Annotated in this window: 16 protein-coding genes and 1 pseudogene; 4 read left to right on the top strand and 13 right to left on the bottom strand. The window is 65.7% G+C overall.

Going from position 1 to position 17629, the window contains the following annotated elements:
• The 12 genes and pseudogenes from RTN46_RS01525 to dinB all read right to left on the bottom strand — a co-directional run.
• Positions 1-307 (bottom strand): annotated as a pseudogene (locus RTN46_RS01525) (glycosyltransferase); the annotation flags it as partial.
• A gap of 68 nt (positions 308-375) precedes the next feature.
• Positions 376-1704, bottom strand: a complete 1329-nt coding sequence (ftsW, locus tag RTN46_RS01520; RefSeq protein ID WP_312178661.1) for a putative lipid II flippase FtsW — start codon at positions 1702-1704, stop codon at positions 376-378.
• Entirely contained in the window at positions 1705-3246 is a 1542-nt protein-coding gene (gene murD, locus RTN46_RS01515) for a UDP-N-acetylmuramoyl-L-alanine--D-glutamate ligase (protein ID WP_312178660.1), read from the bottom strand. It lies immediately after the preceding gene.
• Positions 3243-4349: a phospho-N-acetylmuramoyl-pentapeptide-transferase gene (mraY, locus tag RTN46_RS01510; RefSeq protein WP_312178659.1), complete on the bottom strand. Its 1107-nt coding sequence runs from the start codon at positions 4347-4349 to the stop codon at positions 3243-3245. The genes murD and mraY overlap by 4 nt, the downstream gene beginning before the upstream one ends.
• Positions 4350-5843: a UDP-N-acetylmuramoyl-tripeptide--D-alanyl-D-alanine ligase gene (gene murF / locus RTN46_RS01505; protein WP_312178658.1), complete on the bottom strand. Its 1494-nt coding sequence runs from the start codon at positions 5841-5843 to the stop codon at positions 4350-4352. It lies immediately after the preceding gene.
• Positions 5844-5849: 6 nt separating this feature from the next.
• Positions 5850-7439: a UDP-N-acetylmuramoyl-L-alanyl-D-glutamate--2,6-diaminopimelate ligase gene (locus RTN46_RS01500; RefSeq protein WP_312178692.1), complete on the bottom strand. Its 1590-nt coding sequence runs from the start codon at positions 7437-7439 to the stop codon at positions 5850-5852.
• 51 nt (positions 7440-7490) lie between these two features.
• Positions 7491-9275 (bottom strand): penicillin-binding protein 2, encoded by a 1785-nt coding sequence (locus RTN46_RS01495; RefSeq protein ID WP_312178657.1) that lies wholly within the window; start codon positions 9273-9275, stop codon positions 7491-7493.
• Positions 9276-9300: 25 nt separating this feature from the next.
• A complete protein-coding gene (locus RTN46_RS01490) occupies positions 9301-9984 on the bottom strand; it encodes a hypothetical protein (protein WP_312178656.1) in 684 nt (227 codons plus the stop codon).
• Complete coding sequence (gene rsmH / locus RTN46_RS01485) at positions 9981-10979, bottom strand: 16S rRNA (cytosine(1402)-N(4))-methyltransferase RsmH (protein ID WP_312178655.1); 999 nt, start codon at positions 10977-10979, stop codon at positions 9981-9983. Before rsmH ends, RTN46_RS01490 begins: the two co-directional genes overlap by 4 nt.
• 241 nt (positions 10980-11220) lie before the next feature.
• A complete protein-coding gene (gene mraZ / locus RTN46_RS01480) occupies positions 11221-11652 on the bottom strand; it encodes a division/cell wall cluster transcriptional repressor MraZ (RefSeq protein WP_312178654.1) in 432 nt (143 codons plus the stop codon).
• Positions 11653-11943: 291 nt separating this feature from the next.
• The gene (locus RTN46_RS01475; protein WP_312178653.1) at positions 11944-12324 is read right to left on the bottom strand and encodes a DUF3040 domain-containing protein; all 381 of its coding nucleotides are present in this window, start codon (positions 12322-12324) and stop codon (positions 11944-11946) included.
• 138 nt (positions 12325-12462) lie between these two features.
• Positions 12463-13695, bottom strand: a complete 1233-nt coding sequence (gene dinB / locus RTN46_RS01470) for a DNA polymerase IV (RefSeq protein WP_312178652.1) — start codon at positions 13693-13695, stop codon at positions 12463-12465.
• 86 nt (positions 13696-13781) lie between these two features.
• Between dinB and RTN46_RS01465 the strand changes: the two genes are divergently transcribed.
• Both RTN46_RS01465 and RTN46_RS01460 read left to right on the top strand, forming a co-directional pair.
• Entirely contained in the window at positions 13782-14297 is a 516-nt protein-coding gene (locus RTN46_RS01465; protein ID WP_312178651.1) for a hypothetical protein, read from the top strand.
• A gap of 9 nt (positions 14298-14306) precedes the next feature.
• On the top strand, positions 14307-15425 hold the full coding sequence (locus tag RTN46_RS01460) for a polyprenyl synthetase family protein (protein WP_312178650.1): 1119 nt from the start codon (positions 14307-14309) through the stop codon (positions 15423-15425).
• A gap of 10 nt (positions 15426-15435) precedes the next feature.
• On the opposite strand, the gene RTN46_RS01455 is transcribed toward RTN46_RS01460, so the two are convergent.
• Positions 15436-15789 (bottom strand): Rv2175c family DNA-binding protein, encoded by a 354-nt coding sequence (locus RTN46_RS01455; RefSeq protein ID WP_312178649.1) that lies wholly within the window; start codon positions 15787-15789, stop codon positions 15436-15438.
• Between the two features lie 269 nt (positions 15790-16058).
• Between RTN46_RS01455 and RTN46_RS01450 the strand changes: the two genes are divergently transcribed.
• Both RTN46_RS01450 and RTN46_RS01445 read left to right on the top strand, forming a co-directional pair.
• Positions 16059-17402: a LysM peptidoglycan-binding domain-containing protein gene (locus RTN46_RS01450; RefSeq protein ID WP_312178648.1), complete on the top strand. Its 1344-nt coding sequence runs from the start codon at positions 16059-16061 to the stop codon at positions 17400-17402.
• Between the two features lie 100 nt (positions 17403-17502).
• Positions 17503-17629: hypothetical protein (locus tag RTN46_RS01445; protein WP_312178691.1), on the top strand; the 127-nt coding region annotated here is incomplete at its 3' end.

Here is a 17629-nt window from a genome sequence, read left to right as displayed (position 1 = left end):
CGTGCACAACGATGGGCACCCGCCTCTTTCGCGCCGCGAGATAAACCGGAGTCGCGACGTAGCCGCCCACTCCGACGACGACGTCGGCCTCCGCTTCCTCGAGGATGTCACCGGCCTGCCGGACGGCGCGGGCCAGCCGGGCCGGGAGCCGCGCCAGGTCACCGCTGGGGCGCCGCGGCATGGGCACCCGGTCGATGACGGCCAGGTCGTAACCGGCCGCAGGAACCAGACGGGTCTCCATGCCGGAGGACGTGCCCACCACCTTAATGCGGGCGTCTGACCGCATCTGCCTAACGGCGTCGGCGATTGCCAGGAGCGGGCTGATGTGCCCGGCCGTGCCGCCGCCGGCGAGTACTACGGAAAGTGGGGACTGCGTCATGGAGCTGCGGGTTCCCTTTCAGGGATAGTGCGGGCAAAGGACAAAAGGACTCCAACGGCTGCCAGCGTGAACGTCAGCGAGGAGCCGCCGTAGGAGATAAACGGAAGCGGAACGCCGATCACGGGGAACAGCCCGGTGACCATCGCGATGTTCACGAAAGCCTGGCCGATGATCCAGACCAGGATGCAGCCGCACACGATCCGGATGAACGGCTGCGTGTGGCGCATCGTCACACGCACCGTGGCCACTGCAAGGATACCGAAGAGCACCAGCACCACCAGTGTGCCCAGCAGGCCGAACTCCTCGCCGATGATGGCGAAGATGAAGTCGTTGTGGGCTTCCGGAATCCAGTTCCACTTTTGCCGGCTCTGGCCGATTCCAACTCCCAGCCAGCCACCGGATGCCAGGGCGTACATCCCGGCGTTGGCCTGGTCGCAGAGTCCGCCCGAACAGTCGATCTGCAGCCAGGCGCTGATCCTGCTGGTGCGGTTACCGCTGATGGCGGACATCAGGAGGGCGCCCGCGCCGGCCACGGCGGTCAGGATCCCCAGGAATCGCAGCGGGGCGCCGGCGAAGAACAATGCCGCGAGCATGATCAGGCCCATGATGATGACCGTGCCGAGGTCGCTGCCGAGCATTACCAGGCCAATCAGCAGGCCTCCTCCCGGCACTACCGGGATCAGTGCATGCTTCCACTGGTTCATGAGCCGTCCCTTGCGGTACAGCACCGCGGCAAACCAGATGGCCATGGCGAGCTTCGCCGCTTCGGAGGGCTGCCCCGTGATGGGACCAAACTCGAGCCAGTTCTTATTGCCGTTGACATCCTTGCCGACCAGCAGCACCAGGACCAGTAGGAACACCGCCAAGCCGTACAGCGGCCAGGCCATGGCACGGTAAAACTTCGGGCCCACGCGGGAAAGCAAGAGCATGATCACGACGCCGGCAGCCGCGAACGTCAGCTGCTTCACGAAGAGTTCGAAGGTGGAGCCGGCATCGGTGCCGGCGGCGGCCGCGATCGCCTCCACGGAAGACGCGGACAGCACCATCATCAGGCCGATGACGGTCAGGGCAAGTGTCGAGCCAAGGATCATGTAGTAGCTGGAACCGGTCGCCTGTGCGCCGCTTCCCTCCAACAGGACCATGAACCGCTCGTAGCGCTCCCGCAGCCGCCATCCGCGGGCGGCAGGGCCCGCTTTGGAACCGGTCGTCTTGGCCGTCGCCTTCGTCGTGCCCGGCGCTGTTTTGGCGGCCGGTCCGGCTGCTGGGGCCGCCGGGCGTTTCCGCACCGCCGGCTTCCGCGGCTTGCCCGTGGGCGTGGTCACCATCTACGGCTCCTCGGTGGTCTGCGCCTGTCCTTCCACGTATCCGCGGACAGCTTCAATAAACGCCTCCCCGCGGTGGGCGTAGGAACGGAACTGGTCCATTGACGCCGATGCCGGCGCCATCAAAACCGTGTCTCCGGCCTGCGCCACGGCAGCCGCGGCAGCAACAGCCTGAGCCATGACCGCTTCGCCCGTGGGAGTACCTTCCCTTCCAGTGTCCGCTGCCGAAGCTTCGAATACCGGAACGTCGGGGGTGTGTCGGGCCAGGGCTCCGCGCAGCTCGCTCGAATCAGCGCCGATGAGCACAACGGCTCGCAGCCGGTCGCCGTGAGCCCGGACAAGGTCGTCATAGTGCACGCCCTTGGACAGTCCGCCGGCGATCCAGACAACCGGCCGGAAGGCTGCCAGCGAGGCCGCCGCCGCATGCGGGTTCGTGGCCTTGGAGTCGTTGACCCACAGCACGTCGTGGAGCTTCGCAACCGGTTCAATCCGGTGCCCGCCGGGGGCGTAGTTTCGCAGGCCGTCGCGGACGGCCACCGGTTCGACGCCGAAGGCCCGGACCAGTGCGGCCGCCGCCAGGGCGTTGGCTGCAAGGTGGCGGGGTGCGTGGTCCCCGAGGTCCTCGAGCGACGCCAGTTCCGCTGCCGAATCGCGGCGCGCTTCGATGAACGCGCGGTCCACCAGCAGTCCCTCCACGATGCCGACCATGCTGATGGCCGGCATTCCCGTGGTGAACCCAACGGCACGGCAGCCTTCCACGACGTCGGCTTCCTCGACCATCCGTTCGGTCTCGGACTGCTCTGCGTTGTAGATGCAGGCGACCTGAGTGTTTTCGTAGACCTTGGCCTTGTCAGCCAGGTAATGTTCGTAGCCGCCGTGCCAGTCGACGTGGTCTTCGGCGACGTTCAGGCAGACGCTGGCCAGGGGCGACATGGAATGGGTCCAGTGCAGCTGGAAGCTGGAGAGTTCAACGGCGATCGCGTCCCAGCCCTGCGGGTCCCGGATGGCATCCAGGATCGGCGTGCCGACGTTGCCGGCGGCGATGGCGCGCAGCCCCGCTGCCCGCAGCATGGTCTCGGTCATGGAAACCGTTGTGGTTTTTCCGTTGGTGCCGGTGATGGCCAGCCACGGAGCGGTGGGCCGTCCTTCCCGGATCCGGACCCGCCAAGCCAGCTCGACGTCGCCCCAGATAGGGACGCCGGCAGCAGCTGCTTCGGCAAGGACCGGGTGGGACGGGCTGAAGCCCGGAGAAGTGACGACCAGCTCGGCCGGTTCTCCTTCGACCAGCGGCAGCACTGAGGCTGCCTCCTGCCCCAGGAGCACATCGGCGGCGCCAACGATCTTGAGCGTATCGGCCTTGCCGCGGTTCTCCTCGGAATCGAGGCCGTCCAGGACCACCACCCGGGCGCCAAGCTCGATCAGGGTGTCAGCGGCGGAGAAGCCGGACAAGCCAATGCCGGTGACGACTACCCGAAGGCCCCGCCAGTCCGAGTCCCAGGTTGTCAGGGATGCGAGGCGGGGGGTTTCAACGTAGGGACTGCTCATTGTCCGGCCACCCAATCGGCGTAGAAGAGCCCCAGGGCCAGGGCCACGCACAGGCCACCGATGATCCAGAACCGGACCACCACCGTGACTTCCGCCCAGCCCTTGAGCTCGAAGTGGTGCTGCAGCGGGGCCATCTTGAACACGCGTTTACCGCCACTGAGCTTGAAGTATCCGACCTGAATGATGACCGAGGCGGAGATGATCACGAACAGGCCGGCCAGGATCACCAGCAGCAGTTCGGTGCGGGACAGGATGGCGAACGCGGCAATGGCACCGCCCAGGGCCAGGGAGCCGGTGTCGCCCATAAAGATCTTCGCCGGGGAGGTGTTCCACCAGAGGAAACCGATCAGGGCCCCGGCCAGCGAGCCGGCGAGCAGCGCGAGGTCCAGCGGGTCGCGGACCTCGTAGCAGACGCCGCTGTCGGCCGGGGCGCCCAGGCAGCTCTGGTTGGACTGCCAGATGCCGATGAGGAAGTAGGCGCCGAAGACCAGCACCGAGGCACCCGCGGCCAGGCCGTCGAGTCCGTCTGCCAGGTTCACACCGTTGGTGGCGGCGGTAATGATCACGCTGGACCACAGGATAAAGAGGATCGCACCGATGATGGTTCCCGCGAAGGCCAGATCGATGGCGGTGTCACGGACGAAGGAGATGTTCGTCGACGCCGGGGTCAGCCCGCCCCCGTCCGGGAACTGCAGGGCCAGCACAGCGAAGACGATGCCGACGATGGCCTGCAGGGTGATCTTGGCCTTGGCATTCAGCCCCAGGGACCGCTGCCGGGAAATCTTGGTGTAGTCGTCAATGAAGCCGACCAGGCCCATTCCCACCATCAGGAACAGCACGAGCAGCCCGGACGCTGAAGGCCCGAAACTGGTCGGGTTGATGGCGTGGCTGATCAGGTGCGTGATGAAGTAAGACGCCACGACGGAGGCCACAATCACCGCCCCGCCCATAGTGGGCGTGCCGCGCTTGGTGTGGTGCGACGTCGGGCCGTCGTCGCGGACGAACTGTCCGTAGCTCTTCCGGACCAGGAAGCGGATGAAGAGCGGTGTGCCGGCGAAGGCCAGGACCAGTGCCAGGGAACAGCCGATAAGAAGTGAAATCATTTACCGCTCACCCCGCGTCGCGTCGTCGGCGGAGGTCTCCGCGGCAACTGCACCAACGGGCGAGGTATTCAAGGCAATCCGATCACCAAGGAACCGCAGGCCGGCTCCGTTGGAAGACTTAAAGAGGACGATATCGCCGGGTTCCAGGGCCGCTGCGAGGATGGCCTCGGCCTCTTCGGGGGTCTGGACGAACTGGGACTCGTCGCCCCAGGACCCTTCCATAACGGCACCCGTGTGCAGGGCGCGGGCCCCGGTTCCGACAACAATGAGTTTGGAGATGTTCAGGCGGACAACATAACGCCCGATGGCGTCGTGTTCCGTCACGGATTCCGCACCGAGTTCAAGCATCTCTCCCAGGACGGCCCAGGTGCGGCGGCCCCGGCCGAGTTCGGCGAGGGTGCGCAGGGCTGCCCGCATGGATTCCGGGTTGGCGTTGTACGCGTCGTTGATGACGGTGATGCCGTCCGCCCGGTCGGTGCGTTCCATCCGCCAGCGGCTGGCAGCTTTCCGGCCGGACAGACCGGTGGCAATGTCTGCCGGCGCTATGCCCGCGGCCCAGGCGGCGCCGGCTGCTGCGAGCAGGTTGGCTGTGTGGTGGGCGCCGATCAGTCCGGACTCGACCCGGTGTTCCTCCCCGCCCGGGAACCGGAGGGTGAAGACGGGCCGGCCCTGGGAATCGGTGCCGGCGTCGATGGCGCGGAGGGTTTCGTGGCCGCCCGGCAGCTCATCGTCGGAGGAGGTGAAAAGCAGGACCTTCGCCGTGGTGCGCTTGTCCATGGCGGCGACGCGGATATCGTCGCCGTTCAGGATCACGGTTCCCGACGGCGCGATCGCCTCGGCAAGTTCGCCCTTGGCCCGGGCAATGTTCTCCACGCCGCCGAATTCGCCGGCATGGGCGGTGCCGACGCCGAGGACGACGCCGATGTCCGGCCGGACCATGTCCGCCAGGTAGCTGATGTGCCCGATGCCGGTGGCGCCCATTTCGACGACCAGGTAGCGGGTGCCGGATTCGGCCGTAAAGATGGTCAGCGGAACGCCGACTTCGCCATTGTAGGAACCGACCGGGGCAACGGTCGGTCCGTGAACCGAGAGGAGTCCGGCGAGCAGGTCCTTAGTGGTGGTCTTACCGGCAGAACCAGTGATGCCGATGACAGTCAGGGGTCCTTCGGCGCGCAGCCGCCGCACAATTTCCGCAGCGAGTACACCCATGGCCAGGACGGCGTCGGGCACCACAATGCCGGGGTACGCCATGCCGGCGTCGTCAGGCACGGGCCGTTCCGTCAGCGCCAGCGAGGCTCCCGATTCGAAGGCCCGGCCGACGAAGAGGTGGCCGTCGGAAACCTCTCCGGGCTTGGCGATGAACAGCGCTTGTTCCCGCGCTTCCCGGGAGTCGGTAGTGGCCGACGACACTGTGATGGACGGGTCCGCCGCTGCTGCCCCCACCAGCTCGCCGCCCGTGATTGCTGCTATTTCGGCTGCATTAAGTTCAATCATGACGATTTAGGACTCTACCCCGTCGCCTGAAAGCACCGTGAATCCGGCCTGTGCCAGGGCGGACCGCAATTCGACCCGGTCGTCGAGTGCCAGGTTCTCCCCCTTGACTTCCTGCCAGACCTCGTGCCCGCGGCCGGCCACCAGCACGGTGTCTCCCGGGCGCGCGGCCGCTACGGCGTGCGCGATCGCGGCAGCACGCGGTGCCACCTCCACAATGGTGCAGCTCAGTCCGGAGGAGGTCTTTTCGCTGTGCGCGCCACGCAGCACGTCCGCCCGGATGGCGGCCTCGTCCTCGTCATGCGGATCGTCGTCGGTGACAATTACCACGTCGGCCAGCCGGGCAGCGATGGCACCCATCAGCGGCCGCTTGGTCTGGTCGCGTTCGCCCGTGGCGCCGAAGACCACAATTACCCGTCCCCCGGGGCGCCGAACGGATTCGAGCGTGCGGGACAGGGCGTCAGGGTTATGGGCGAAGTCAACGATCGCGGCCGGGGACTCACTGATGAGCTGCATGCGTCCGGGCACTTCGACCGTAAACGGGTCATGTTCATCCAGCGCCCGCTGGACCTCTTCGGCGTCCACGCCGGATTCCAGGACCATGGTCAGGGCCAGTGCGGCGTTGGAGACGTTGAAGGTCCCTGGCAGGCCGGTCCGCACCAGCAGCGGCGTACCCTGCGGAGGGTGCAGCTCGAAGGTATGGCCGAGTCCGTCGCGGGTGACCGCCCGGACCTGCCAGTGCGCTTCCGTTGCCTCCCCGGTGGTTGACAGGGTGGTGCCCCGCTCCCCTGCGACGCCGGCCAGCTGCCGGCCCCAGGCGTCGTCGACGGTTACGACGGCACGCCTGCAGCGGTCGGGAGCAAACAGTGCGGCCTTCGCTTCGAAGTACTCCTCCATGGAGCCATGCAGGTCCAAGTGGTCCTGGGTGAGGTTGGTGAAGCCGGCGACGTCGAAGACCACGCCGTCCACCCGGCGGTAGGAGATCGCGTGGGAAGAGACCTCCATGGCCGCGGCATCCAGGCCCCGCTCGCGCATCAACGCAAGCAGCCCGTGGACCTCTGGGGATTCGGGCGTAGTCAGCACGCTGGGAATTGCTTCTCCCCCGGCCAGGATTTCGATGGTGCCGATCAGGCCCGTGCTCTTGCCCAGGGCCTGCAGCAGCGAGTTGATGAAATAGGTGGTGGTGGTCTTCCCGTTGGTCCCGGTGACGCCGTACAGCACGGGGGCTGATCCGTCCCGCGGCTGGCTGCTGAACACCGCGGCCGAAAGCGGTCCGACCAGCCGCCGGATGTCTTCGGCGATAAAGACCGGCAGGCCGGTAGCGGGAAGCTGCGGGAGGCCGGAGGCATCCGTGAGGACGGCGACCGCCCCGGCGTCTGCTGCGTCACCGGCGAAGGCAGCGCCGTGGTGCCGGGCGCCCGGAAGCGCCAGGTAGAGGTCGCCGGGCAGGATCTGGCGTGAATTGATGCTGACGCCGGTCAGTTCCGTCCCCCATGCGTCCGTCCCGGTGCCCGGAGCGGGCTGGATGGACGGAGCTCCCGGCGGCAGCGCCGCTTCGGCCTCGCCCAGCGTGACGGGATGGACCCGTTCGGGGCGCATGCCGCTTCCGGCGCGCTGATCATTGCTATGTGGCACTGCACTGCTCCAGCTTCAGTACTCGATGGGGTAAATGTTCGGTTCCCCCGTGGAGGGGGCAATGTTGTTGGTGGTCAAAACGTGTTCCATGACCTTCTGGAAGGTCTTGCCGGGTTCCACGTAGTAGAGGTCGCCCTTCGGGCGCTGAATCGTGACGACGGCGACGTACTTCGGGTCGTCCATGGGTGCAATACCAGCATAGGAGACGGTGACGCCGTCGTAACCGCCGTTGGGGCTGGGAGCCTCGGCCGTGCCGGTCTTGGATCCCACGCGGTACTTTTCCAAGGCGCCTGAGGAACCGGAGCCCTCGACTGTGACGGTCTCCAGCATGCGCTGGACCTCTTTCGCGGTTTCCTCGGAAACCACGCGGGTACCGGCACCGTCGTCGATCTTGTGCTCTTCGCCATCGGCGTCAATTGTGGAGTCAACGAGGCGCGGCGGCATCCGCACGCCGTCGTTGGCAATCGTCTGGTAGACCATGGCGGTGTGCAAGGCCGTCTGGGTGAGGCCCTGCCCGAAGAGGACGGTGTACTGCTGCCTGGTATCCCATTCCTCCGGCTTGGCAAGCAGCCCGGAGGTTTCACCGTTGAGGCCTGTTCCCAGCGGGGTTCCGATTCCGAATTTGCGCATCCAGTCGTAGCGTTCCTGGGGGCTCAGCTGCTCCCCGACCATCACTGTTCCGGTGTTGAGCGAATTGGCCAGGATTCCCGATGCCGTCATCTGCAGTGTGCCGTGTTCGTAGGCGTCCTTGAACGTCTGCCCGTCGATGGTGTAGTTCGAGTTGATCAGGAACGGCGACGTCGGGGTGATGAGTCCCTCCTCGATCGCCGCTGCCATGGTGATGACTTTGGTGGTCGAGCCCGGCTCGAAGGAGTCGGTCACGGAGCGCGCTTTCCGGGAGTCCGCGTCCGTGGCGCCGGGGTTGTTCGGGTCCGCGGTGGTGGACTCTGCCATGGCCACCACGTTGCCGGTCTCCACCTCGACGACCACAACGTTGCCCCATTCGGCGTTGTACTCCCTCGTCTGCGCAGCAATTGTCTGTTGGGCGAAATACTGCAGGTCCTGGTCGATCGTGAGCTTGATCGAGTCGCCGTCCTGGACCGGGACATCCTCATTCGTGGCGTACGGAATGCGGATGCCGTCGCCGCCGATTTCATAGGTCTTGCTTCCCGGGGTGCCGGCCAGGATTTCATCCTGGGTCAGCTCCAGGCCCTCCTGCGGTCCCTCGGTTCCGAGGAATCCCACGATCGAGCCGGCCACCTCTCCGGAGGGGTAGGTGCGCAGGGTGGTGCGGTCGGCGTAGACACCAGGGAACTTCACGGCGAGCACCTTGTCGCGGACCTCGGGTGTGACCGTCTTCGCGACGAAGTTAAAGCCCTTCTCCCCGAGGATGGAGCGGCGCAGCGTGGCGGCGTCCTGGCCCAGGATCTCCGAGAGCTCCTCGAAGGCCTGGTCGTAGGTGACTGTTTCCTTGGTTCCATCGGCCGTGCGGCGGTCATATTCGGTGTCGTCCTGCGAGAGCCGCTGGTCCACGACGATGTCGAAGCGTTCCACACTGCGTGCAAGGTAGTTGCCGTCTGCGTCGAGGATTCCGCCACGCAGGGCCGGAACATTGACGGTGACCAGCCGGTTCGCGACGGCGGCCTCGGCCATGCCCTCGGGGTCCAGTGCCTGGACCTGGAACAACCGGACGCCAAGCACCGTAAGTAGGACCAGTGCGATGATCAGCCCGGCACGGAGCCGTCCGGAGACGAGGGATACCCTGTGGTCCTGGGCAGGAGTCTTTGCTGCTTTTGCCACAACGTGTCCCGTCGGTACTGGTTGGTTACTGTCCGCTTCTCTGGCTGGGGGCAGGGATCGTGCCGCCATTCAGGTCTGCGTCGGGGACGGCCGGTGCCGGTGTTTTCTCCGGTGTCTCAGCCGGTGCCGGTACCGGTGCGCTGGCCCGCCGCTCCGCCGCGCGGGCATTCTCCTCCGCTTCGGCCGCTTTGGCCTGTGGCGGAGTGACCGGCTGGGTCAGTACCTGCGGCAGCCCGATGAGCGATTCGGGCTTGGCGCCCTCCTTCGCCGGTTCGGGTTCCCCAGTGACGGCGAGGGTCTGCAGGTCGATCGTGCCGAACGACGGCGAGGACACCATGCCGAGGTCAGACGCGGCAGCCGCAAGGACCTGGGGCGCTTGGTAGTTTTCCACCTGCTGCGTCAGTGCTTCATTCTGCTGGACGAGTTCCGTGCGCTGGTTCTGCAGCTGGACCAGCTGGTACTGGCCGCTGGAGACGGAAATGTTGAGCAGCAGCACCGCTATCAGGCCGGCTGCTAGGACGACGAAGCACAGGGCGGCGACGGGGACGCGGCGCCTGCGGGCGGCCGCCGGAACGACCGAGAGCGGGGTCCTGCGGCGTGGCTCCGGGCTTTGGGGAACCGGAGCCTCCCACTGCAGGTCCCGTGCCAGGTTGCCCTGGACTACCCGCGAGGGGGCTGCCGGGCGGCGGCGCCCTGTCCGTTCCGTCATGACCGTGCCCCGTTCATGGTTGCGCGAATCCGTTCAACTGCCCGCAGCTTGGCCGACGCGGCCCGCGGGTTTTCTGCGATCTCCTGCTCGGTGGGCACCTCGGTGCCCTTGGTCAGCCGTTTCAGCTGCGCCTTGTGCTCTTCGAGTTCCACGGGGAAGCCCTTGGGCGCCGAGGACCTGGAGCCGGCGGCAAAAATGTCCTTGACTATGCGGTCTTCCAGCGAGTGGTAGGACATCACCACGATCCGTCCGCCCACGCCCAGCACTGACAGTGCCGAGGGGATGGCCCGTTCCAGGACGTCCAGTTCCTCATTGACCTCAATGCGCAGGGCCTGGAATGTCCGCTTGGCCGGGTGCCCTCCGGTGCGGGCGGCAGCGGCGGGAACAACGGAGCGGATCGCTTCGACCAGCTCACCGGTGGTGGCGATGGGTGCCTTCGACCGTGCGGCGACGATGGCCGAAGCGATGCGCCCGGCAAACTTTTCCTCGCCCCAGCGGCGGATGATGGAGACCAGTTCGGCCTCGTCATAGGTGTTGACGATGTCAGCGGCGGTCCGCCCGCGGCTGGTGTCCATGCGCATGTCCAGCGGGGCATCGTAGGAGTAGGCGAAGCCGCGGTCGCGCTCGTCCAGCTGCATGGAGGAGACGCCGAGGTCGAAGAGCGCGCCGTCGATGGCGTCGAATCCGAGGTCCTGGACCACGTCTGACACCTCGTCATACACGGCGTGGACCAGATCGGTGCGGTCCTGGTAGGCGGCGAGCCGCTCCCCGGCCAGGGCCAGCGCCTGCTGGTCGCGGTCGATGCCGATCACGTGCAGTTTGGGGAAACGCTCGAGCATGGATTCGGTGTGGCCGCCCATGCCCAGCGTCGCATCAACGACGACGGCGGTGCGGCCGGCTGCTTCGGCGGCCTCGATGGCCGGGGCGAGCAGGTTGATGCAGCGGTCCCGCAGGACGGGGATGTGCCGGTCTTCGGTAGGACGGTCCTCGCTCATTGGTCTCTCCTTCCGCTGCTGGTCCGGGGCGGAGGTTCTTGGACCAGATCCCCATCCGCGCCTCACGGTGCACGCCTGGCTCCGGGGAAGGTGAGCCAGGTGAACGTTCCGCGGGGCGGCTGGAGATCTCGTTCAAGATCCTGCCGGGTTCCCGGTGTCCGGGTTGTGGTGCCTCTACTTGTTACTGCTGTGCTGCCTGTATTGCTGTGCTGCTGCCGCATTTGCAACGGCGGTGCCGGTTCTAGAAGATGCCGGGAATCGTGTCTTCATCGGTTTCCGAGAAGGCACTCTCCTGTTCCTCCAGGTACTGCTCCCATGCCGTGGCATCCCAGATCTCAGCCCGGGTGCCCGCGCCAATAACAGCGAGTTCACGTCCGAGCCCGGCGTACGAGCGCAGTGCCGGCGGGATCGTGATCCGGCCCTGCTTGTCTGGGACTTCGTCCGAGGCTCCGGACAGAAAAACCCGAATGTAGTCACGGGCCTGGCGTGATGACAGCGGCGCCTGCCTCATCTGCTCGTGGACCTTTTCGAATTCCTTCTGACTGAAGACGTAGATGCAGCGTTCCTGGCCCCGGGTCAGAACCAGCCCTTCGGCCAGTTCGTCGCGGAATTTGGCGGGAAGGATAAGCCGCCCCTTCTCGTCCAGGCGCGGTGAATGAGTTCCGAGGAACATCAGCCACCGCCTGTTCGATATGGGAGTTTTACCCCTCCTGCACTGCCCCTACCCTCTTACTCCCCCCACTTTACTCCACTTCCCTCCACAGTCAACGCAATTCGATAACGTTTTCCGCGCGGCGCGCCGCCGCATCCCAGTAACGGCGCGGGATGCGCAGCGGAGAGGGCCAGTGGAGGGAAATGGGACCCTGGGCCGACCGGATCGGCCGCTTAAACGGAAAAAACCCGCCGAAGCGGGTCTTTTCAGGTTCCAGCGGATCGCTGGGGAGGAAAGTGGTGGGTATCTGCCTTACGGCTGGTCGCGCTTGCGTTCATCCCATTTGTTCTCAAGGTTGCTCATAAAACCGCGCGGAGTGGCTTCGCGTTCCTTTTTGCCGGTAGGAACGTGCGGCTTGGCCTGCTTGCCCTTGGTGGTCGCGTAGTACATGCCGGCACCCATGACCATAAAGCCGAGGATCCCGATGATGATGTTGAACGGACTTTGGGCCGATATTCCCAGGATCAGGATGGCGATGCCTGCCACCGCCATCAGTGCTCCCACGACGATGCGCCGGGTCGACATTCCACGGCCGCCCGTAGACGCCATGGAATTGGCGAACTTGGGGTCTTCGGCGTGCAATTGCTGCTCCAGCTGATCAAGCAAGCGCTGCTCGTGTTCTGAGAGTGCCATCACTGCCTCCTTGCGGTCCAAATGTGCCCTGTAAACCAAGCAACGAACCCGAGGGTGTGGTGGTTCCCGCGGAGGTGTCGACATTGATCTGCACTTACCTCAAGGATAGGTTGCATTTGAGTCCGGCGAAACCCACGCCTAAGCCTCCTGACCGCTCCCCGGGCCGGTTCCTGGTTTCTCCGGCTTTAACAGGCGCGCCGGCATGATCCGGCTGTCCCCGAACCGCCGGTTAATCCGGTCCAGCGCATCTTCGGCGGAGCGCCAGTTGTCATCCCGTCCGTCCAGCGTCAGCTGCTGGGCAGCGCCCTCCGCGGGCTCAAGATTCTCTGCCCGGAGCCCGATGAGCCGGACGCTCATGGGCCGGCGGCCCAATGCGGCCAACAGTCCCCGGACAGCTTCGTAAAGCAGCTGCGCGCTGTCGACCGGCTCGGTCAGGGTCCTGGTCCGGGTCAGCGTGGAAAAATCCGCATAGCGCAGCTTGAGTGCCACCGACCTGCATTGCAGGCCTGCTGCCCGCATCCGGGCTGCCGTGCGGTGCGCCAGGCGCAGGAGCTCGGTTTCCAGGATTTCGTCGGCATCCACGTCCCGGGCGAACGTCTCCTCGGCGCCGATGCTCTTTTCGACCCGGATGGAAGTAACGGCCCGCGGGTCCCTGCCCCAGGACAGCTCGTACACATGCAGCCCGGTCGCTCCCAGGAGCCGCTGCAGGACGGCGGGTGGGGTGTTTGCGACGTCAGCCACGGTGGAAATCCCCACGCGGGCAAGCACTTCGCGGGTTTTCGCTCCTACTCCCCATAAGGCAGAGACATCCAGTGTGTGCAGGAATCGGATGGTGTCTGCCTTGGGCACCAGCAGCAGTCCGTCCGGCTTGGAACGGGTGGAGGCTATCTTGGCAACGAACTTGGTGGAGGCGATTCCCACGCTGGCGGTTATGCCCAGTTCTTCGGAAACGCGCTTCCGGATGAGTTCGGCGATGGACCGGGGCGGCCCGAGCCGCCGCATGGAACCGGCGATGTCCAGGAATGCTTCATCAACGCTCAGCGGTTCCACGAGCGGCGTGATGGAATCGAAGATCCCCATCAGCTGCGCGGAGACCCTGCGGTAAACCTCCTGGTGCGGTTCCAGTATCTCCGCCTGCGGACACAGCCGCCGTGCGGTGGCCATCGGCATCGCCGAGCGGACACCGAATTTCCGGGCTTCGTAGGAAGCGGACAGCACCACTGAGCGCCCGCCCAGTCCGCCGACGATGACCGGGGTCCCCACGAGTTCGGGACGGCGCAGCAGTTCCACGGAAACGTAGAACGCGTCCATGTCCACATGCATGATGGTGCAGTCACGGTTCTCCCCCGCGGCCTCAGGCTCAGTTCCCACCCCCTCATCCTAGACAACGCAGGGACGTTCGGGGCGTTCGCCTAGACTGGTCCCAGGCCCTGACCCTTCGTCGATGCGGAGTCCATATGAAGAAAATTCTTGCCCTTGCCGGCAGCGCAGCCATTCTCGCCGCGGTAGCCGGATGCGGTTCGGGAGACAGCCCGTCCTCCGGTGCGACGTCCTCACCCACGGCGTCACACTCCTCCACGGCCTCGCCGTCGGCCACCTCGACGTCGACGCCGTCGTCGTCACCGTCTGAATCCGCTGCCGTCGTCGAGGGCTTCCCCGAGACGCTGATACCGCTGCACACGGGCTCGACTCCGACCGCCACGAGCTTTGCCGAAGACGGCAAGCTGCTGACGGCGTCCCTGACGGCCTCCTCAGCGGCTGCGCCCGAGGAAATCGTTGCCTTCTATACGCAGCACTTTGAATCCAAGGGATTCACTGCCCTCGAGGGTGACACCGTGGACTCCACGGTGAGCAAGGATTTCGCCCGGACCACGGGTGCGGTGACTGAAACCGCGAACGTTTCCGTGGTGAGCCGCGACGGCAAGGCCGTCTACACCGTGGGAGCCAATGTGCTTCCCGAATCCGCAGAGTAGGACGCCGCCATGAGCCAGGCCCAGGCAACCACAGCTTCGAGTGGAGACCCGGTCGCACGTGAACAGGACGCCTACCGGGAGCAGTTGGCCTCCGACCTTGAAGATTTCCTGGGCCGGCAGCGGGAAGTCCTCCTGGACGTCTCCGAAGAGTCGGTTCCGCTGCTGGGCGCGGTGCATGCCCTGTCAAAGGGCGGGAAGCGGATGCGCGCGCTGCTGAACTACTGGGGCTGGCGGGGCGCCGGCGGCGAGGCACTCGGAGCGCCCGCAGTGCGTTCCGGCCTCGCACTTGAACTGTTCCAAAGTGCTGCACTGATCCATGACGACATCATTGACCGGTCCGACACCCGGCGCGGGGCGCCTAGCGTGCACCGGCACTTCGCCAACCGCCATACCGACGAGAGCTGGCACCTGGACAGCGACCATTTTGGATCCTCTGCGGCAATCCTGGCCGGGGACCTCTGCCTGGCCCTGAGCGAAGAGGCCTTTACCTCCGTGGGTGACAGGGCAGGATATGCGACCCGTGCCCGGGCGATGTTCAACCGGATGCGCACCGAAGTCATGGCCGGGCAGTACCTGGACATCCTGGAAGAGGTTGTTGGCCCTGGGCATGAACCGGAACGGGCCGTGCTCCGGGCCCGCAACATCCTGCGTTATAAGTCTGCCAAGTACAGCATTGAGCATCCCCTCGCCATCGGGGGTGCGTTGGCCGGGGCCGACGACGAGCTGCTCGCGTCCTACTCGGCGTTCTCCCTGCCCCTCGGGGAAGCCTTCCAGCTCCGCGACGATGTCCTGGGCGTTTTCGGGGATCCGGGGGTGACCGGAAAGCCGGCCGGAGACGACCTGCGGGAAGGCAAGCGCACGGTGCTGATTGCTTATGCCCTCAGCGGCGGTTCCGATGCAGCACGCCGGGAGATCACTGCCGGGCTTGGCCGGCCGGATCTGGATGACGACGCCGTTGAATCGCTGCGGGGGGTCATCGAGGAAAGCGGAGCCCTGGCTACGACGGAGGCGCTGATCGCAGAGCACACTGAGCAGGCGTTCAGCACCCTCGCCGAAATGGCGGTGGATGCCCAGACCCGCTCTGCCCTGGAATCACTGGCGCACGCAGCCGTAACCAGGACTGCCTAGCCGAAGCTGATTACCAGGCCAGGGCCTGCGCGCGGCGGCGGATTTCCGTCTTGCGTCCTTCCAGTAGGGCGTCCACCGGACGTCCCGGGAGGGTCTCATCCGCCGTGAAAAGCCAGCGGATCATTTCCTCATCGGTGAAGCCGGCGTCGGTGAGCACCGAAATCGTGCCCTTAAGGCTGTCCAGAATGGCGCCGTCGTTAATAAAGGCGGCCGGAACGCTGCGAATCTTCCGCTCGCCCAGCCGGAGTGCCAGGAGCGCCCGTTCTTCCAGCAGGCTGTGCACCTTGCTGATGTTTATGTCTAGTCGTTCAGCCACGTCGGGCAGGGTCAGCCAGTCGGAAACCAGTTCCTCAAGTTCATTCACCCTCCCAAGATTGCCACGCCAGTGGCAGAGCGGGCCAGTCGACACCGTTTTACGGGCCGCCGGAAATCATTTTGTTGCTACTCAGGTATTGCGGACGGCATATTCTCGTGTAAATTCACATTAGTCACACTAATCACATGTGTAACACTCGTATCTCTACTTGTTTTTTGTCACACGGACTGCGGTAAAGGCCGCACCGCCAACAGATGAGGAAAACTCCCGTTATGACTGTGCAGCCCAAACCCCGGCCGCGTTCCGCGACTGCGGGTATGCCCCGCAAACTGAGCGTCGCCGTCACTACCGCAGCGATCCCCGCCGTCATGATGTCCGCGCTCGCCCTGGCCGAACCGGCCCAGGCTGCCCAGCCGCAGGCGCCGTCCAAGGCGCTGTTCCCGCAGTTGCCGCTGCAGGCCCAGAAGAACATGGCCGCCGGCGCCACCATCCCGGCGTCCCAGCTGGCCGCGCAGGTTCCGGCCACGGTTGCCGCGGAGTCCACGGCTCCAGCCACACACCGGATTGTCTCCGGCGATACTGTCAGCTCCATCGCCGCCCGTTACGGACTGGACATGAACGAGGTCCTGCGTGCCAACAATCTGGAGCTGAACTCCGTCATCTACGCGGGCAAGGAACTCAAACTGACCGGCACGGCAAAGGCTCCGGATTCTCCGGCGGCAGAAGCGCCTGCAGCAGCCGGCTCCTACACCGTCGAGGCCGGGGACACGCTGAGCGCCATCGCGGCAGCCCACGATGTTTCCCTGGAATCCGTCCTGGCCGCCAACGGCCTGAACATGTCCTCGGTCATCCACCCCGGCCAGCAGATCTCCCTTGGCTCCGGAGGCGGTGCCACCATCACCACTGCTTCCAGCGAACCGGCTGCGGCACCTGCTGCGCCCGCTCCGGCCTCCGCGGGCACTTACACGGTGGCCGAAGGCGACACGCTCGGCGCAATCGCTGCACAGCACGGCGTCGACCTGCAGTCCATCCTGGCAGCCAACGGCCTGAACATGACCTCGATGATCCGTCCGGGCCAGCAGCTCACCGTCGGCGGATCCTCCAGCTCCACCATCACCACCATGTCCACCCCTGAGGTGTCCACCCCTGAGGCTCCCGCCGCTGAGGCGCCGACAGACCTGGTTCCCAGCACGTTCCTGCACTACACCTACCCGCAGCATGTGGTGGCGGGCGCCAACCTCAACAAGCAGGCCCTGAACTCCGTTGACGTACCGTCCCGTGCACAGATGCAGCAGCTGGTGGCGGACACCGCCCTGGCCATGGGGGTAGACCCCGCCCTGGCCCAGGCCTTCGCATTCCAGGAGTCCGGATTCGACCAGCGCGCGGTATCCCCTGCCAACGCCATCGGCACCATGCAGGTCATCCCGTCCTCGGGCGAGTGGGCGTCCGGCCTGGTCGGCCGCGAGCTGAACCTGCTGGACCCGCAGGACAACGCCACCGCCGGCATCGCGATTATCCGTTCACTGATCCGCACCAGCGACAGCCTCGAAATCGCTATCGCTTCCTACTACCAGGGCCAGTACTCGGTGACTACCCAGGGCATGTACCCGGACACCGGGGCCTACGTCGCCTCCGTCCTGGCCCACCGGGCAACGTTCTAGGACAGCGCCGCAGCTGGAAATCAGCAAAGCAAGCAACGGGCAGGAAGGCGGATCGGGTGTCGATCCGTCTCCTGCCCGTTCTCGCTTATAGGATCAAAGGGTGCATGAGCCCGTGAATGACCCACTTCTGGACACGCTGGTAGACAACCGATACCTGGTGCGCTCCCGCATTGCCCGCGGCGGGATGTCCACGGTCTACCTCGCCACCGACACCCGCCTGGACCGGG

The sequence above is a fragment of the Arthrobacter sp. genome, assembly GCF_031988865.1.
Lineage (GTDB): Bacteria > Actinomycetota > Actinomycetes > Actinomycetales > Micrococcaceae > Arthrobacter_B.
This window is presented reverse-complemented; position numbering and strand designations above follow the sequence as displayed.